A 17,580-nucleotide genomic window follows, 5' to 3' on the forward strand; every position below is an offset into this window, starting at 1 on the left:
TTTTATATTTTTATATTTGGTTTTTAAAGAAGACTTGTATATTAGCGTTTCATAGAATCTATATTTTAAGATGGAAGATAAAATTATTGAAGGACTGGCATATGCTTTGCCTGCATTAGTAACAGGAGGAGTTGCTTATTTTATTTTAAGTGCTTTTATTAAGCAAGATAATAACGAGAAGAAATTTAATGCTTTAATTCAAAAGAAAAAAGAAAGCTTACCTATAAAATTACAAGCTTACGAAAGAATGTTATTGTTTTGTGAGCGTATAAATCCTACAAAATTATTAGTTCGTGTTAATCCTATTGGGAATAAAACCGAAGATTATTTACAATTGCTCATAGCAAGTATTGAACAGGAGTTTGAACACAATTTAGTTCAACAACTTTATATTTCAGATAATAGTTGGAAAGCTGTGTTAACATCTAAATTAGCAATCATAGCTAAATTAAGAAAAGTTGCAGAAAGCTCAGAAACCTCAAAAGATTTACGTGAAAATGTTTTAATTGATTATAGCAAGGAAGAAAACCCTACAGAAATGGTGGTTACTTTTTTAAAACAGGATGTTAAAAAGTTATTATAATTATTATTTTAAGTTTTCAAGAATAAAATCTAGAGTTTTATTTGTATTTAAGTTTTCTGCGTAAGCATCTGTTATATGTATAGGAGGCACTGCATATTTGTTTTTTATTAAATATTTAATATCTTCTAAATACTCTAAAGAAACTTTCCCTGTTATTAACAAATTTAGGTCTTTTCCTGACTTATAATAATCGTATATTTTTTTTAATCCAGTTAAATATAAATAATCTTTTGTCAATCCTCCTCCTCGATGCACTCTTGTTGTAATATAAAAAGCTTGTTCTTTTCCCAAATCATATGTATTATGTAACATTCTAAATGTTCTTGAAAAAGAATACCCTTTAGCTAAACTATCTACAGCTATAACTCTATAAGCTAGTTCTTTTAATCGTTTTATGGTTAAATTACCAGACATGTATTCACTAAATACTGCTAAACCTTCTTGAGTTTCTTCATTATTAGGAAAGCCATGTGAAAATATTTTTAATTTGTGTAATAAACCATTCATAGTTGTAACCATATGTACACCTATTTCATGATTGGTTAGAATTCCCATTTCATTTTTTGAGAATCTATGATTACTATTTAACACTAAAGTTTGAATATTATTTAAAACCATAGCTATTGCTCCCATGGCTGAAGATTCTTTTATATTGAATGAGAAATCATATCGGTTAGCATATTCTTTAAAAATAGATGTAGCTTCTTCTGATGTATACTTTGGTTTAAATATTTTATCTTTTTTGTTTTCTTCTTCAAAATGTAATATAAATTTTGCATTTTCAACATCTTGCTCTGTAGGTGTTCCAAAAGAATGTAAACTATTATAATAAAACCTTTTACCTTTCCCTACAGTTTCAATACATCTTACTATACCTGAGTAGAAATAAATAATATCTTCATATAAATCTCTAATCTGCTCGTTTTCTATAGATTCTAAAGGCTGTGTGAAAAATTTTTGATGAATTTTAAATTTATCAAAATCTCTTTTAGGGTATTTAAAAACTGGATCAGTTAAATATTTAGATTTAAAAAAACGTTTTTTCTCTTCTTCTATATTTATTGGATTTACATAATTTAAAAGTTCTATTTTCTTAACAAGTTTATCTATTTTCTTATCTATTTTAAAAAGTGCTGTACTTGCTACTTGCATATGATTAATTGTAAGGCTCCTTTAAAAGGTTTTGTATTTTATTATTTATATTTTAGATAAAAAGCTTCTGCATGTTTTTTTAAGCCTACTTCTAAATATTTTTCTACAGCTAAAACCACTTCTGGATACATTATTTGCTCTAACTCGTCACAATAAATTTTAGCTATCTCGGTAGCTAAAACCAATGTGTTTTTGAAATTTTGAGTAATATATTTTAAAAAATATCCATTACCCTGAAATGTATCATTTATTTTAGCTGTTGATTTTATACCATTTGGCAACGGCATTTTCTCTAAAATAGTTCTCCATGATTCTATTTCATCAATAAACTTTTTATTATTAATATTTAAAGTCCCTAAATTCCATGTAGGTACTTCTCTATCCCATCTTTTCCAGTTATATGAATGCATATCATAAACTATACAAGTTCCAAATTTATTTTCAATTTTTGAAATTAAAACACCTACTATTTTATAAAAGTTCATGTGTTTTATTAAACTTTTAACTTTCAATTCTTCTTGTAATGGTTCTTTCCATAATTCTTTTCCCCAAGCATCTGAATAAATAGCTGTTTCTGGAGTTCTATTTAAGTCGTATTCAAACCGTGAGTCTAATCCTGCAATTACAATAGGATGTGATTGAATCATTTGCTTTGTTGCTGGATCTTCTTCATACCAACGTTCATATTCGGTATGCAAACAATTATTCCATAATTCTTTTCTGAATTGATGACCATCATGAACAGCACCACAAACATAAGGAACATATTTATCTATTTTTAGTGTAAAAGAATAATCACTACAAACCGCTTCAAAAACATCTTCAGATTCAATTTTTAAAACTATTTGTTCAATGGTTAACTTTTCCATCAACTTAAAATTTTCTTTAAAAAAGCATATGTCTTCTTTTCTAATATATCAACAGTTCCATCTGCAAAAATTACTTTCTTAATATCTTCAAGTAGTAATTTTTTATCATTTTCAGAGTAACTATTATCTTCTAAATATTCACGTACCTTTAGCAATTTGACTTCTTCATCAGCATCCATTACTATTTCAGTATGAATTTTATTATATAAATCCTCATTAATAGTTGAAATTATATATTCACTTTCTTCTTTTGTTTCTATATAGTTACAATGGGCTACAAACAATAGCACATAGGTTCTAAATTCTTCTTTAGTCCAACTCATAATCATTATTATTTTTCAATAGGTAACTCTAATCTACTAGCCCATTCCGTCCATGAACCATCATATATAGTATAATTTTTAATTTCTGCTATATCTGCAGCCAAAGCTAATATACAAGCAGTTATTCCTGAACCACAAGTAAAAATTATTGGAAAATCATTATTATTTTTTTTAACAAAAAGAACTTTAAGTTCATCTTTACTTTTCATTTTACCATTCTTTTGTACCTCAGTATATGGTAAACTATAGGATGTTGGTATATGTCCCCCTCTTAAATCTGCTCTAGGTTCAGGTTCATTAGCTTCAAATCTACCTTTCGAACGAGCATCTAAAATAAATTTTTTATTATTTACTGAGGCTTCTATAACTTCTTCAGTATAACTAACTTTATCTGGTTGAAAATTGGCTTGAAAATCTCCAATAAAAAGTTCTCTTTCTTTAGGTTTTTCTGTTATTAAACCAGCTTTTTTCCAAGCTGGTAAACCACCATTTAAAACAGTTATATTGTTAAAACCAAAAGTTTTAAACAGCCACCAAACTCTAGGAGATGAATACATTCCTATATCGTCATAAACCACAATACAACTATTATTATTTATCCCAAGTTTACGAACCTCTTTTTCAAAATTTTCTTCAGAAGGTAAGGTATTAGGGTATTTAGCTTCTTTTTTTAAGAATACATTTTTAAGATCAAAAAAAACAGCATTTACAATCTGTTTTTTTTTGATCTATCATCTTATTTTTAGTTGTAACTTTTTTAATTGTTGCGTCTAAAATTATTAAATTTTCAGCGGTAAAATTATTTTGTAACCATTCAACCTCTACTATAGGCTGATTAATTTTAAGCTTCATCTACTCTACGCTTTAAATCTGTCATTCTTCTGAATGATGCATTTTTTTCTAACACTTTACTTTCTAAAAAATCAATTACTTTTTCTTGAATTTTTACTTTTGACACTTTATTTATGTAGGTAATACCTCCTGGGCTCATTACATTAACCTCTACAAGTTTACCTCCAATTACATCGATACCTACAAAATACAATCCGTCTTTTACCAATTTTGGGCCTATTTTATTACATAAAACTTTTTCTGCTGCCGTAAGTTTATGTTTTTCTACCCTTCCACCTGCTGTAATATTAGAACGATGATCTTTATCACCAGGAATCCGTTTCATTGAACCTATAGGTTTTCCATTAAGTAATAATATTCTTACATCCCCTTTATCAGCTCCTTCAATATAATCTTGAAGTATTACATAATCAGAAGATCCATCACTTTTGTATATATAAAAATCAAGTAACGAATTAATATTACTCATTGCCGATTTTTCTATTAAAATAACTCCAGAACCACCATAACCATTTAAAGGTTTTAAAATCATTTTATCGCAAGGTGATTCTTCAATCATTTTAATTAAATAATCTTTGTTTTTAGATACATGAGTAACAGGTATTATTTCATTATTTGGATCTTCAAAAACTGCAGTATATAACTTATTATTAGCTTCCCGCATTCCTTCTACAGAATTAATTATAAAGACATCATCTTTAACAGAATCAAGAAAATTTAGCATTAAAGGATCTAAAGGTGGATTTCCTCTCATGAAAATAGCATCAAAGCCAGCTAAGGGAAGCATTTCCTCTCTAAGTGTAACTTTTTTATAAAATGACTTTATACTTGATGGTACTTTTTCTAGTCTATTAATAATTGAACAAAATGCATTTGTAACACTATTACGTATAGTTAAATTTGAGGGTGTACAAATTGCTACTCCATGCCCTCTTTTCACACATTCATGTATTAGTGTTAAAGTTGAGTCTTTCTCAGGATCTATTTCTTCCCAAGAATACATTAAAAAGCATATATTCATTTTGATTAACTTGTAATGTTATATATTAATTATAATTACTTAACTTGTTCATAATGATCATCCCAATTTTTTGGTTTCGGATCACCTAACTTTCCAACAGATTTAGCTACAATCATAGAAACTGTTGCATCACCAGTTACGTTTATTGTTGTACGTAACATATCTAAAGGCCTGTCAACTGCAAAAATCAATGCTAAAGCTACTGGATATAAATCTTTTGGAAATCCTATAGATTCTAATACTATAACTAGCATTACCATACCTGCACCTGGAACTGCAGCACTTCCTATTGAGGCTAATAAAGCTGTTAATACAATAGACATTTGATTTGCAAATCCTAATCCTTCTGGCCACAATACTTGCATAACAAATACAGCTGCAACAGCTTGATATAAACTTGTTCCATCCATATTAATAGTTGCCCCAACTGGTAATACAAAACTAGATACCTCTTTATCTACTCCTATATGTTCTTCAACACGTTCCATAGTAACTGGTAATGTTGCTGCACTTGAACTTGTTGAAAAAGCTAATAATTGAGCAGGACTCAATTGTTTTAAAAACCACAATGGGCTTTTCTTCGTATACACACTAACTAAAACACAGTAGAAAACAATCATTATTAATAATCCAAATACTACTACACCTGCATATTTTAATAATGCTAATAATATATCTGGGTCACCTGAAGTAACTACTACATTTGCTAATAACGCAAAAACAGCAAATGGTGATATTAACATAATTAAATCTACCATTTTAAGAATCGCATCATTTAAACTATCAAAAAAATCTTTTAATGGTTTTGCTTTCTTCTCTCCTATCAATAACATAGATATACCTAAAAAGATAGTAAAAAAGATAACTTGAAGCATTGCTTTATTATTACCCATAGCTTTCATAGCATTATCAGGCACCATATCTACAACAAATTGTAATGGACCACTATTCTTTTGCTTTCCTGCTTCAGTTATTTTTGCAGTAATACTTGAGCTTTTAGCATATGTATTTGTTAATTTATCAACTGTTTCTTGTGAGATACCATCACCAGGCTCAATTACATTAACTAAAACTAAACCTATAGTAATTGCTGCTACAGTTGTACCTATATAAATTATAATTGTTCTAACTCCTATATTTTTAAACTTAGAAATATCTTTTAAATCAGATATACCTTTAATAAGAGATGCTACTATTAATGGAACAGCTATTAATTTTAATAGTTTTACAAAAATAGTTCCGAGAGGCTTTATCCAATCAGACACAAAATTGTTCCATCCTAATTGTAATGCTAAAAATCCGAAAAGAATTCCTAAAAGCATACCTATTAAGATTTGCCAATGTAGCGCTAATTTTTTCATATAAGTTTAAGTTATTTATTCTAGATGCTAAAAGTATAAATAATTATTTAAAAAAAGTGTGACTTTAAATTTGTATCTTGTGTCTCAGTATATAGAAACAATTTTTAACATTTTAAATAAATCAAACAAGAAATGGCAGGTATTTTAGACTTATTAGGCAGTGACTTAGGTAAAACAATTATATCAGGTGTTGCTGGATCTACAGGACAAGACACTAATAAAACTAGTAGTGTTTTAACTATGGCATTACCAGTTTTAATGAAAGCAATGCAACGAAATGCGTCAACTCCTGAAGGAGCTGAAGGTTTAATGGGGGCCATTACGAAAAAACATGATGGAAGTATTTTAGATAATCTTGGTGATTTATTTAATGGTGGTGTTGATAAAAATGTAGTTCAAGATGGTGGTAATATACTAGGTCATATCTTAGGGAATAAACAACAAGGTGTTGAACAAGTTATTGGCCAAAAAGCAGGAATAGATTCTGGATCTGTTGCTAATATTTTAAAAGTAGCTGCCCCTATTTTAATGGGTGTTTTAGGTAAACAATCTCGCCAAAATGGAGTTAGTAACTCTGGTGATTTAGGAGGTTTACTTGGTGGTTTATTAGGAGGAAACTCAACTCAAAAAGAACAAAGCTTCCTAGAAAAAATATTAGATGCTGATGGTGATGGTAGTGTAATTGATGATGTTGCTGGAATGGTATTAGGTGGTGGTAATCAACAAAAATCTTCTGGTGGAGGACTGTTAGGTGGTTTACTAGGTGGTTTATTTGGAAAAAAATAGAAACTAATTTTATATTTACTGAAAAGAGAGCTCAATTGAGCTCTCTTTTTTATGTATTTAACCTTATTCTCTATAAGTTTTTATTAATTGGACAATTCATATTCTCCTTTCAATTTAATAACAACAACAACATCATTGTCAATAAGGTTTTTAAAATACCAACCGTGTTTTCCTTCAAAAGGAGCTGTTAAAGTACCTCCCATATTGTTAGAGTATGCTACTGTATAACTTTCATAAAAAACATCTTTTGGGGGATTATCTTGTTTTACTTCTCCATGAAAATCAGTAAAAACAATTTGATCAGTTGTTGACCATTCATATTTCATACTTCCATATTTTAGCATTTTAACTTTGTACTCTATACCTTTCTTTGCTGGAACTATAACTTTAATAACATCTTCTCTTTTTGGCAATTGCTTTTCAGGAGGAGCATTATTTGCTTCGATAGGTTTTATTATATCAGAACTAGAACCTACATCATCAAGTGTTATCTTATTAAAATTTAAACTTGAAGCAGAAGTAGTATTCATTTCAACTTCTTTTTTGTGTAACTTACTAAAGCCAAATAGTTTTCCTGTTCCTAAAGGGTCAATGCCATACTCAGCTGGTAAAACAGCTACTAAGAGTACTATACTCGCAATAAAGAAAGCTATAATTAGTGATTTTAATATCTTTTTTTTACTGTTTAAAGATTGATTGTTTGTTGTCATACTTGTATTTTAAGAAGTTAAATATCCTGTTAATTGATACCCTAATAATAAAAATCCAGCTGCCATTAAAAGTACATTAGTAGTTTTAGAAAATTTTAGATAACTATCATATTGTCTCCAAAAAGAAATACACAATAAAACAAAACCTAAAGCTAAAAATTGACCTACTTCTACTCCTAGATTAAACCCTAATAAGTTTACAAAAAGGCCATCTTTATCAAACTCAAACTCTTGTAATTTAGAAGCTAATCCAAAACCATGAAATAAACCAAAAATTAATACTGCTTTTTTAGTATTAGGTTGTTTTCCTATAAAGGTTTTAAAACCTCCTAGGTTATCAAATCCTTTATAAATTATTGACAATGCAATAATTGCATCTATCAAAAATATATTGATATTAATGCTAGCTAAAACCCCTATAAGAAGTGTTATACTATGTCCTATAGTAAAAAAAGTAATGTAAGTTATAATTTCTTTTGTTTTGTACAAAAAGAATATCACTCCAATTAAAAAAAGTAAATGGTCATAACCTGTAACCATATGTTTAGCTCCTATATAGAGAAAAGGACCAAATGCTATTCCTTTATTATTTAATAAAAATATCTGTGTTTTATCATCTACACCATGAGCAAAACTTATTAAAGGAATAAAAATTAAAATAATTAATAACAGGATTGTTCGTTTACTTTTAAAATTCATTTTTATTTTTTTAATGTATGTATCATATGATAACATCTGCTTGTTTTAAGAACTCTCATTTTTTTAAATGGAGTAGATTTAACATCGATTTCTACTACAAATATAAAATTTTCACTGTCATTTTTATAATTACTTCTTCTTATAAAACAACGTTTTTTTATCTTATAAGATAATATACTCATAAACAAATATTTCTAATTTCTGAAATATTTGTAATTTATAGTTATGTTCTTTTAGCATCAAAAAAAGTCCACAAAAATTAATTTTATGGACTCAATAATATAGAAATTAATATTATTTTAATTCCTATTGCTTCTATTAGCACTTCTATTTTTGTCTGAAGGTTTTTGATTAAATTTATAAACAAAACTTAGACTAAATCTCTGAGCATTTCTATTTCTTATTTGATTTATTTTATAATTACTTCCTACAATATTTTCTCTAACCTTACTACTATTAAATGGATTTGAAATATTTAATATAAGATTACCATTATTTTTAAATAAACTTTTACTAACTGCAAAGTTCATATAAGTTATTGGTAATGTAGTAGTTTGTACATTTACTCTTTTTCCAATATGATACATTCTTGTTTGTAGCCTTACCCCTTTTGGTATTTGTATACTTGTTGAAAGATTTACAAACCAAGTTTTATCAGAAATAGTTGCATCTGAAGAATTTATAATTCCTGTTTGTTTATAATTATAAGCATTAAAATCTCCCGAAAAGCGTAACCACTTTAATGGATTATATGACCCAGAAAGCTCAAAACCATAGCGTTTTTCATTTTCTAAATTAATTGGAGATTGAACAAATACACCTTGAGAATCTTCAACAGTTTCATACTGAAAAACATCTTTTGTATCAGAATAATAAAGAGATGGACTCAATCTAAATTTCTTTTTTCTATAGTTAAAAGATAGTTCAAATGAATCTGTATAACTTGGTTGTAACAAAGGATTACCAGTAAAGCGTGCTGTAAAATCTTTTAACTCCAAAAAGGGATTTAATTGCCACAAAGAAGGTCTTCTAATTCTTTTACTATAACTAAGTTGCCCTGATAAGTTATTTTTAAACTCATACCCAATAGTTGCTGAAGGAAATAAATTCGTATAATTATTTTTTAAATTTAATTGTTTAATTTCACTACCTATAGATACTTTTGTTGCTTCTAAACGCAAACCGAATTGAAAATTAAATTTATTAATTTTAGTATTATATTGAGTGTAAGCTGCAATTATCTTCTCTTTATAATTTAATTTATTATTGATCCCATTAATAATTTCAAAACTTCCATTTTTTAATTCTTCAGCTAAAAATTCATTTACAATTTTTCTATTTTCATACTTTCCTCCAAACTCTAAATGCCCTTTTTTTCCAGTAGTAGTTGTGTAATCAGTTTGAATGGTAATATCATCAGTATTTGTTATACCACTAGTTTGAATTGTTGCTATTGGAGCTTTTATTGGATAGGTTTGTTCAGTTTCCAAATTCCAAATTTTATTACTGTTCCAAAAGTCGTATTGAAAATCTATAGTGAATTTAGTGTTACTCGAATCGAATTCTTTAGTGTAATTGGCTTCTAATTGATTATAATCTCTTTTTTCTTTTGAATTTCCAAGGGTGGAAATTGAGTTTTTAATATTCATAGATGTTGAAATATCATAATCTAATGATGTTGTATCAGTATCTTCAGTTTCATTCCTGTAATAAGCTAGAGTTATCGTGTTCTGTGCATTTAAATAATAATCGGTTCCAAAATAAAATAACTTCCCATCATCATGTCTATTTTCATCTTCATTTTGAGTTAAATATGTTGTAACTCCATTTTTTATTGTTTCCTGCTTTTTTGAATAATCTCCTTCATAATTTGTATAACGAATTCCTAAGTTTGTAAAAAAATTAAACTTTTTAGTTTTGAAATTCACATTTCCTAAAGCTCTATAATCATCTGGAATTCCTACTACCAACCGTACCTGACCATTTAAACCTGATTTTCTATTTTTCTTTAGAATTATATTAATAATACCAGCTCCACCTGAAGCATCATACTTTGCTGAAGGATTTGTTATTACCTCTATTTTTTCTATAACATCTGCAGATAACTGCTCTAATGCTTGCGTCTGAGTTAAACCTGATCTTCTTCCATTAATTAAAATTTGAACATTTGAATTTCCTCGTAAACTTATAGTACCATTAGGGCTTACATTAACGGAAGGAACATTGTTAAGAACATCTGTTGCAACTCCTCCTTGTGTAGTAATGTCTTTACCTACCCTAAATACTTTTTTACCCAATTTTAAAGAAACTTCAGACGCTTCTCCTTTTACAATAACCTCTTCTAATGTCTTAGAGTCTTCTTTCAGTGCAATACTACCTAGATCAATGCTTTTTTTATTATCAGAAATTTTTATTGATTTTTCTATAGAAATGAAACCTATATATTGAATTTCTAAAAAATACTCACCTTTATTTAATTTAGTAAAAACAAAATTTCCTCTTTCTTCAGTTACAGTTCCTTCAATAATTTCTTTTTTAATATTTTTTAATACAACTGTAGCATAGGGTAAAGGTTCATTTATACTGTCTGTTATTATACCTGATATTTGTCCTATGCCGGTATTTTTTTGAGCATAAATTGAAAAACTAATAAACAAAAAACTTAAAAACGTAATAAGTAACTTCATAACTTGAATATTTTAATTTTCTTCAAAATTCAATACTTTAACTACTTCTTTTTTATATTCTTATGTAAACTGCTCTATTGTTTTGTCAACTACTCTAAAAACACCTTTATTTACTATATTTTTACAGTAAGAAATATGTCATATGAAAAAAGCACTTTACATAATTATCTTTCTTCTTTTTAGCTCATGCTATCATACAAAAAATGATAGTAGATATATTATGACAGATGTCTCGGAAACTTTATTTAAAATTGGAGACAATAGTTTATGGGCTAAAAAAAATTATGATGACAGCGATTGGAGTACACAAAAGATAATTCCAAAAAAGGATAAAATATTTTGGGCTAGAAAAGAAATTAATATCACAAAATCTCCAGATTCTCTTCAGGTAATTGGTTTAGGTATTCATTCTTTTGGTGCCTACGAAGTTTATTGGGATGGAATTTTTATTGGTAGAAATGGGCTGCCTGGAAATGAACTTAAAAGAGAAAAAATAGGGACAACCAATGAAAGTTTTATTATACCCAATAGCTTACTTAATAAAGGTAATCATTCTATAGCCTTAAGAATGTCTCAACTTTATGAAAAAAAAGATACACGAAATGTTTATACGTATATATTAGAATATGATTACCTAATAACATATAAATTAAAAGATACTATTTATATAAACATTTTAGCAGGAGCATTTTTGCTCACTTGTATTTACTATCTTTTTTTATTCATTAATGATAAAAAACAATATACAATGTTGCTATTCAGTTTATCTAGCCTTTTGTTTTTTCTCTTAATTATTATGGAATATATTAAGTTTTACATACCTATCCATTATTCAAGTTTCATACTTCGTTTAAAAGTAATTGGTGTCTTAACCTTATTAATTTCTTTTTTGGTTCCTTATTATTTTTCTATTCAGTTTCCTTTCAAACATTTTAAAAAACTTATAGTAGTGTATGCTATTTTCTTATTGTTAATCTATAGGTTTTATTCTCATTCATTTGATTTAACAGCTCTTTTTCTATCACAGATGATGTGGCTATCTTCAACTATGATAATTTCTTATGCTATCTATAAAAAGCAAAAAAGTGCTATTATTATTTTAATAGGTTTGATATTAAGTTTTATCATTTATAAAATTTCAATTTATGATGTTAGTTTATTTGTTAGTTTTAGTATCATTTCTTTATGTATGTTTTATTTATTGTCTGTAAAACTAAAAGATCAAAGAGTAGCCTTTGAGTATTCAATAGCTGAGTCTACACGATTGAAATATGAATTACTTAAAAAGAATATTCAACCTCACTTTTTAATGAATACATTAACATCTTTAATAGATTGGGTAGAAGAATCTCCTGAAAAAGGTGTGGAATTTATTGAAGCACTAGCAGAAGAATTTGATGTATTAAATCAAGTTGAAAATGAAAAATTAATTCCTATATCACAAGAAATAAAGCTATGTAAAAGTCATTTAAATGTTATGAAATATAGAAAAGAAGTCGATTATATTTGGGAAGATGAAGGCGTATTAAATGATAAAAACCAAACCATTCCTCCTGCAGTTATTCACACACTTCTTGAGAATGGAATTACACACTGCTCTCCTTTAAATAACAATACTATGAAATTTAAATTAAGTGTAAAATCAACTAATGAAAATTTAATATATACATTTATAACCTATGGAGAAGTACGAAATAAAATTAAAAATAAGACTGGAGGTACAGGGTTTAAATATGTAAAAGCAAGATTAACTGAAAGCTATGGTCAATCATGGGAGTTTACCTCTAACTCTATAAATAATGGTTGGGAAAATGTAATTAAAATAAACAACATATGAGGATTTTAATTATTGAAGATGAATCAAGAATTGCAAAAAGAATTGAACGTATGACCAAAGAATTCTTTTTAAATACTTTAGAAAATATAACTTGTTTGTACTCATTACCTGAAGGACTAGACTATATCAAAAAAAACAAACTTGATTTAGTTTTACTTGATTTGAATTTAAACGGTGAAAGTGGATTTAACATCTTAAAAAATAGTGTATCAGAAGATTTTCATACAATTATTATTTCTGCAAATAAACATGAAGCTTTAACTGCTTTTGAATACGGAGTATTAGATTTTATACCTAAACCGTTCAATAAATCTAGGTTAGATCAAGCTTTTAATAGAATTATTAAAAAAGAAGGGGTTACTACTGAAAATTTACAGTTTTTAGCAATAAAAAAAAGAAATGGGATTCAGTTAATTAATATTAATGAAGTAATCTACATAAAGGGAGCAGGTGTATACACTGAGGTTTACCTAACAAATGGAGAAAAAGAGCTACATGATAAATCTTTAGAAAAACTTTCTCAACTATTACCTCAAACCTTTTACCGCATTCATAAATCTTATTTGGTTAAAATTATAGAGATTAAGGAAATAATAATACAGTCAGGAAGCAAATACTCTATTGAGTTAAAAAACAATGATATCCTACCTGTAGGTAGAACAAGGTATAAAACATTAAAGGAATCATTATTATAAAAAAACCTATTTCAGTTTTGAAATAGGTTTTTTTATAAAATTTTATTACAAATTGATAATTTGCAAATTTTATACTATGTAAGCATTCCTCCATCAACTGATAATGTTTGCCCTGTAATATACGCACTCATATCAGATGCTAAAAACACGCAAGCATTTGCTATATCTTTAGGACTTCCTCCTCTTTTTAAAGGAATTTCATTACGCCAGCCTTCAACTACTTTCTCGTCTAACTTAGCAGTCATTTCAGTTTCAATAAAACCAGGAGCAACTACATTACTTCTTATATTTCTAGAACCTAACTCTAATGCTACAGATTTAGAAAAACCTAAAATACCAGCTTTAGAAGCAGCATAATTTGCCTGCCCTGCATTTCCTTTTAAACCTACAACAGAACTCATATTAATAATTGAGCCTGCACGTTGTTTCATCATTGGACGAATTACAGCTTTTGTTAAATTAAAAACAGACTTTAAATTTACTTGTATAACCTTATCAAAATCATCTTCAGAAATACGCATTAATAAATTATCTTTAGTAATACCTGCATTATTTACCAAAATATCTATTGTTCCAAATTCCTTTAAAACATCTTTAGCTAATTCTTGAGCTGCATCAAATTCAGCTGCATTAGATTGGTATCCTATAGCTTTTACACCTAAATCTGTTAATTCTTTTTCTAATGCTTTAGCAGCATCTACAGATGAACTGTACGTGAAAGCAACATTAGCTCCTTGTGCTGCAAATTCTAAGGCAATTCCTCTCCCAATACCTCTGGTTGCTCCAGTTATAATTGCTGTTTTATTTTCTAAAAGTTTCATTTATTAGTTGTTTTAACTATAGCAAATATACTATAATACTCTTTAATCTATAATTTTCAAGTTTAAAAATATCACTTTGTAATTTCTCTTTTAGCTATAAAAAAAACCATAGATTTTATATAATAAATCTATGGTTTTGAATAGTTTTAAGAAAGGTTAACTTATTGCTTCACCTCTTTTTTATCTACGTAATTAAATAATTTATCTACATCTAACTCAGTAATTTTACCTAATTTTTGTAACGATTTAACATCTAAATCTTTCTTATTTCCTATTACCATTACGTTATATGATTCTCCTTTAACATTTTTATCAAAGAACGATTTTAAATCAGTTATAGTCATATTTTTAATCGTGTTATACATTTCTTCACGATTATCATTATCAATACCTAAATTCTTTAATCTTTCATAAGACCAAAAGATACTAGATTTTGTAATTCTTTGAGCTGCAATTTTCTTTAATGTAGCTTCTTTTGCTGCATTAAATTGCTTTTCAGCTTCTGGCATATTATTCATTAAATCCATCATAGCATCAACTGCTTGTGATAATTTATTTGCTTGAGTACCTACATACGCCATTACATAATTTGAATCATCTTTTTTACTTGCATTACTATAAGATGCGAATGCAGAATAAGCTAAAGACTTACTTTCTCTAATCTCTTGGAATACAATTGATGATAATCCGCTACCAAAATAAGTGTTGAACAATGTTGATGCTGCTAAGTTTTTAGGATCAAACGGAGCACCTTTTGCTAAAAATAATAGCTCACTTTGAACCATATCATAGTTAGTAAAAAATACATTACCTCCTGTTTCTGTTTCTTTATATACTTTTTTCTCAGGGTAATCTTTTAATTCTCCATATAATTTATGGTGAGTATTTAAAGCAGAAACAGCAGCATCAACATCTTTTCCGTAATAAAAAATACGTTGCTTATAGTTTTTCATATCTTTTACAATATTCACTAACTCTTCTGGATTGATTGCTTTTAACTCGTCTATTTGCATAATATCACGTAAACGAGAGTTTTCACCATATTTACCATAGTTCATTAATCCACCCCATAGAATATTCCCTTTTTGAGTTTTACCATCTTGACGTCCTTTGTAAATTTTTTCTACATACTTAGCATATGCTTCTGGATCAGCTTTGGCATTATCCCATAAATGTTCAAGTAATTCAAGTCCTTTTGACAGGTTCTCTTTCAATCCTCTTAAACCTACATACGTTTTATCATTTTGAGCACTTACATAATAGTTAATACCTAATTTATAAAACTCTTTTTTAATTTCTTCAGCTGAATACTTATCAGTACCAATGTATTCTAGATAACCAGCAGCTAAGCTTAATTTCTTATTATGATCTCCCCCCATATCAAAAATGATATTTAAATCAAATAAATCATTCTTTTGATTAGTTATATAAGAAACATTTATATCGTTTGCTGTTTTAGTTTCCTTGATTGCAGTTTTATAATCTATAAATTTAGGTTCTAAAGTAGCTGATTCAACTTTATTAAAAGCTTGAATAAACTCAGAACTTTTACCTCTATTTAAATTTACAGGAGTTATTCCAGGGTTTTCAACTTTTACGATATTCTTATCTTCCCCTTTTCTTTTATAAGTAACTACATAATTATTTTGGTAGAACTTATTAGCAAAGTCTACTAATTCTTTTTTAGTTACTTTCTTTAAGTCGTTTAAAAACTTAACTTTATTTTCCCATTTTTCATGGTGAATAAATGCATTATAATATGCACTTGCTAATGCAGTATTATTTTCATATTGACGTGTTTGACTTAATTTTAAATCATTTACAACGGCTTCAATCATCCACTCGTCAAACTCTCCTTTTTTCAATTTTTCGATTTGCTCAAGTAATAAATCTTTAACTTCTTCTAAAGTTTGCCCTGATTTAGGATTACCAGTAAAATTATGGTATCCATAATCATTTAAAAATGTAGGAGAACAACCAGCTCTTTGAACAACCTGCTTTTGATTTAAGTTTAAATCTAATAAACCTGCATTTCCATTAGCCATAATCATATCACATAAAGTAACTAACTTCTCTTCTTCAGAATTTACTCCTTTAGAACGATACGCTATAGAAACACTTTCTGATGTTGGACCAAAAACCTCGTTTATAACCGGTTGAGTTATTGCATCCTCTTTTGGTAACACTGGATGTGTTAATTCTTTTTTCTCGAATTTCCCAAAATTATCGTTTACCTTTTTAATTGTAGCATCAAAATCAAGATCTCCAACTAACACTACTGCCATATTATTAGGTACATAATATTTGTCAAAATAATTATTGATATCAACTAAAGAAGGATTTTTTAAATGTTCAGCTGTTCCAATAGTTTTTTGTTGTCCGTAAGGGTGCTTAGGAAATAACCCTTCTAACATTGCAGCATAACGTTTTCTAAAGTCATTATCTTGTCCTCTATTAAACTCTTCAAATACAGCTTCTAATTCTGTATGAAATAAACGTAGAACTAACGTACTAAAACGCTCTGACTCTAAGCTTAACCACTTATCTAATTCATTTGCAGGAATTTTATTTTTATATACAGTTTCTTCAAACCATGTATGTGCATTAGTACCTGTTGCACCTAATGAACTAGTCATTTTATCATATTCATTAGCGATAGAAAAATTAGATGCTTCTAAAGAAACTTTATCAATTTCTTTATAAATAGCTTTCTTTTTTTCAAGGTCTTCTTCTGTTCTGTGCTGCTCATATAAGTCAGAAATTTTTTTCAAATATTCTTTTTCTTTTTCCCAATCTAAAGTTCCTATTTTATGAGTTCCTTTAAATACCATATGCTCTAAATAGTGAGCTAAACCAGTAGATTCTTTTGGATCATAATTTGATCCTGCACGAACTGCAATATAAGTTTGAATTTTAGGCTCATCAGTATTTTTACTTAAATATACTTTTAAACCATTCTTTAGTGTGTACAAACGAAGTCCTGTAGGATCATTTGCAACAGTTTCATATGCAAAACCATTTGCATCTGTTTTTTGTTCTGTTTTTACTTCATTATTTGTAGTAGTTGATTGTTTACAACTCGACACAAATACAAGTAACATGCTAACTAATAGCAACTTAAATTTCATCATGATAATTAATAGTGTTTGATTAAAATAAAAAATCCGTTGAATTTACAAATTCA

15 protein-coding genes are annotated in these 17,580 nt (G+C 27.9%); 4 read left to right on the forward strand and 11 right to left on the reverse strand.

Annotated features, from left to right (window positions below; genetic code table 11):
- Positions 1 to 70: 70 nt before the first annotated feature.
- A complete protein-coding gene (locus BLV71_RS14600; RefSeq protein WP_093871255.1) occupies positions 71 to 583 on the forward strand; it encodes a DUF7935 family protein in 513 nt (170 codons plus the stop codon).
- Positions 584 to 586: 3 nt separating this feature from the next.
- Here the strand turns inward: BLV71_RS14600 and BLV71_RS14605 are convergent, their stop codons facing one another.
- The 6 genes from BLV71_RS14605 to BLV71_RS14630 all read right to left on the reverse strand — a co-directional run bounded on the left by BLV71_RS14605 (position 587) and on the right by BLV71_RS14630 (position 6,161).
- Positions 587 to 1,735, reverse strand: a complete 1,149-nt coding sequence (locus BLV71_RS14605) for a flavohemoglobin expression-modulating QEGLA motif protein (protein WP_093871256.1) — start codon at positions 1,733 to 1,735, stop codon at positions 587 to 589.
- A gap of 41 nt (positions 1,736 to 1,776) precedes the next feature.
- On the reverse strand, positions 1,777 to 2,604 hold the full coding sequence (locus tag BLV71_RS14610) for an N-formylglutamate amidohydrolase (protein ID WP_093871257.1): 828 nt from the start codon (positions 2,602 to 2,604) through the stop codon (positions 1,777 to 1,779).
- Positions 2,604 to 2,927: a hypothetical protein gene (locus BLV71_RS14615; protein ID WP_143032797.1), complete on the reverse strand. Its 324-nt coding sequence runs from the start codon at positions 2,925 to 2,927 to the stop codon at positions 2,604 to 2,606. The genes BLV71_RS14610 and BLV71_RS14615 overlap by 1 nt, the downstream gene beginning before the upstream one ends.
- 8 nt (positions 2,928 to 2,935) lie before the next feature.
- Positions 2,936 to 3,655 carry a sulfurtransferase gene (locus BLV71_RS14620; RefSeq protein WP_369813938.1) on the reverse strand — a complete coding sequence of 240 codons (720 nt, stop codon included), beginning with the start codon at positions 3,653 to 3,655 and terminating at the stop codon, positions 2,936 to 2,938.
- Positions 3,656 to 3,768: 113 nt separating this feature from the next.
- Entirely contained in the window at positions 3,769 to 4,800 is a 1,032-nt protein-coding gene (gshB, locus tag BLV71_RS14625; protein ID WP_093871260.1) for a glutathione synthase, read from the reverse strand.
- Positions 4,801 to 4,835: 35 nt separating this feature from the next.
- Positions 4,836 to 6,161 (reverse strand): dicarboxylate/amino acid:cation symporter, encoded by a 1,326-nt coding sequence (locus BLV71_RS14630; protein ID WP_093871261.1) that lies wholly within the window; start codon positions 6,159 to 6,161, stop codon positions 4,836 to 4,838.
- Positions 6,162 to 6,293: 132 nt separating this feature from the next.
- On the opposite strand from BLV71_RS14630, the gene BLV71_RS14635 reads away from it, so the two are divergent.
- Positions 6,294 to 6,947, forward strand: coding sequence for a DUF937 domain-containing protein (locus BLV71_RS14635; protein WP_093871262.1), 654 nt, complete (start codon positions 6,294 to 6,296; stop codon positions 6,945 to 6,947).
- Between the two features lie 83 nt (positions 6,948 to 7,030).
- Here BLV71_RS14635 and BLV71_RS14640 read toward each other — a convergent pair whose 3' ends face one another.
- The 3 genes from BLV71_RS14640 to BLV71_RS14655 form a co-directional block, all read right to left on the reverse strand.
- Complete coding sequence (locus tag BLV71_RS14640; protein ID WP_093871263.1) at positions 7,031 to 7,657, reverse strand: hypothetical protein; 627 nt, start codon at positions 7,655 to 7,657, stop codon at positions 7,031 to 7,033.
- Between the two features lie 9 nt (positions 7,658 to 7,666).
- Complete coding sequence (locus tag BLV71_RS14645; protein WP_093872051.1) at positions 7,667 to 8,356, reverse strand: HupE/UreJ family protein; 690 nt, start codon at positions 8,354 to 8,356, stop codon at positions 7,667 to 7,669.
- 299 nt (positions 8,357 to 8,655) lie between these two features.
- Positions 8,656 to 11,043, reverse strand: a complete 2,388-nt coding sequence (locus BLV71_RS14655; protein WP_093871265.1) for a TonB-dependent receptor — start codon at positions 11,041 to 11,043, stop codon at positions 8,656 to 8,658.
- A 142-nt stretch (positions 11,044 to 11,185) separates the two neighbouring features.
- On the opposite strand from BLV71_RS14655, the gene BLV71_RS14660 reads away from it, so the two are divergent.
- Together BLV71_RS14660 and BLV71_RS14665 are read left to right on the forward strand one after the other, a co-directional pair.
- Positions 11,186 to 12,880, forward strand: coding sequence for a histidine kinase (locus BLV71_RS14660; RefSeq protein WP_093871266.1), 1,695 nt, complete (start codon positions 11,186 to 11,188; stop codon positions 12,878 to 12,880).
- Positions 12,877 to 13,575 carry a LytR/AlgR family response regulator transcription factor gene (locus BLV71_RS14665; protein WP_093871267.1) on the forward strand — a complete coding sequence of 233 codons (699 nt, stop codon included), beginning with the start codon at positions 12,877 to 12,879 and terminating at the stop codon, positions 13,573 to 13,575. The genes BLV71_RS14660 and BLV71_RS14665 overlap by 4 nt, the downstream gene beginning before the upstream one ends.
- 74 nt (positions 13,576 to 13,649) lie before the next feature.
- Here BLV71_RS14665 and fabG read toward each other — a convergent pair whose 3' ends face one another.
- Positions 13,650 to 14,396: a 3-oxoacyl-[acyl-carrier-protein] reductase gene (gene fabG / locus BLV71_RS14670; RefSeq protein ID WP_093871268.1), complete on the reverse strand. Its 747-nt coding sequence runs from the start codon at positions 14,394 to 14,396 to the stop codon at positions 13,650 to 13,652.
- A 161-nt stretch (positions 14,397 to 14,557) separates the two neighbouring features.
- Positions 14,558 to 17,527, reverse strand: coding sequence for a M16 family metallopeptidase (locus tag BLV71_RS14675; RefSeq protein ID WP_176974413.1), 2,970 nt, complete (start codon positions 17,525 to 17,527; stop codon positions 14,558 to 14,560).
- Positions 17,528 to 17,580: the final 53 nt, after the last annotated feature.

Source organism: Tenacibaculum sp. MAR_2010_89 (genome assembly GCF_900105985.1).
In the GTDB taxonomy this organism is placed as follows: domain Bacteria; phylum Bacteroidota; class Bacteroidia; order Flavobacteriales; family Flavobacteriaceae; genus Polaribacter; species Polaribacter halocynthiae.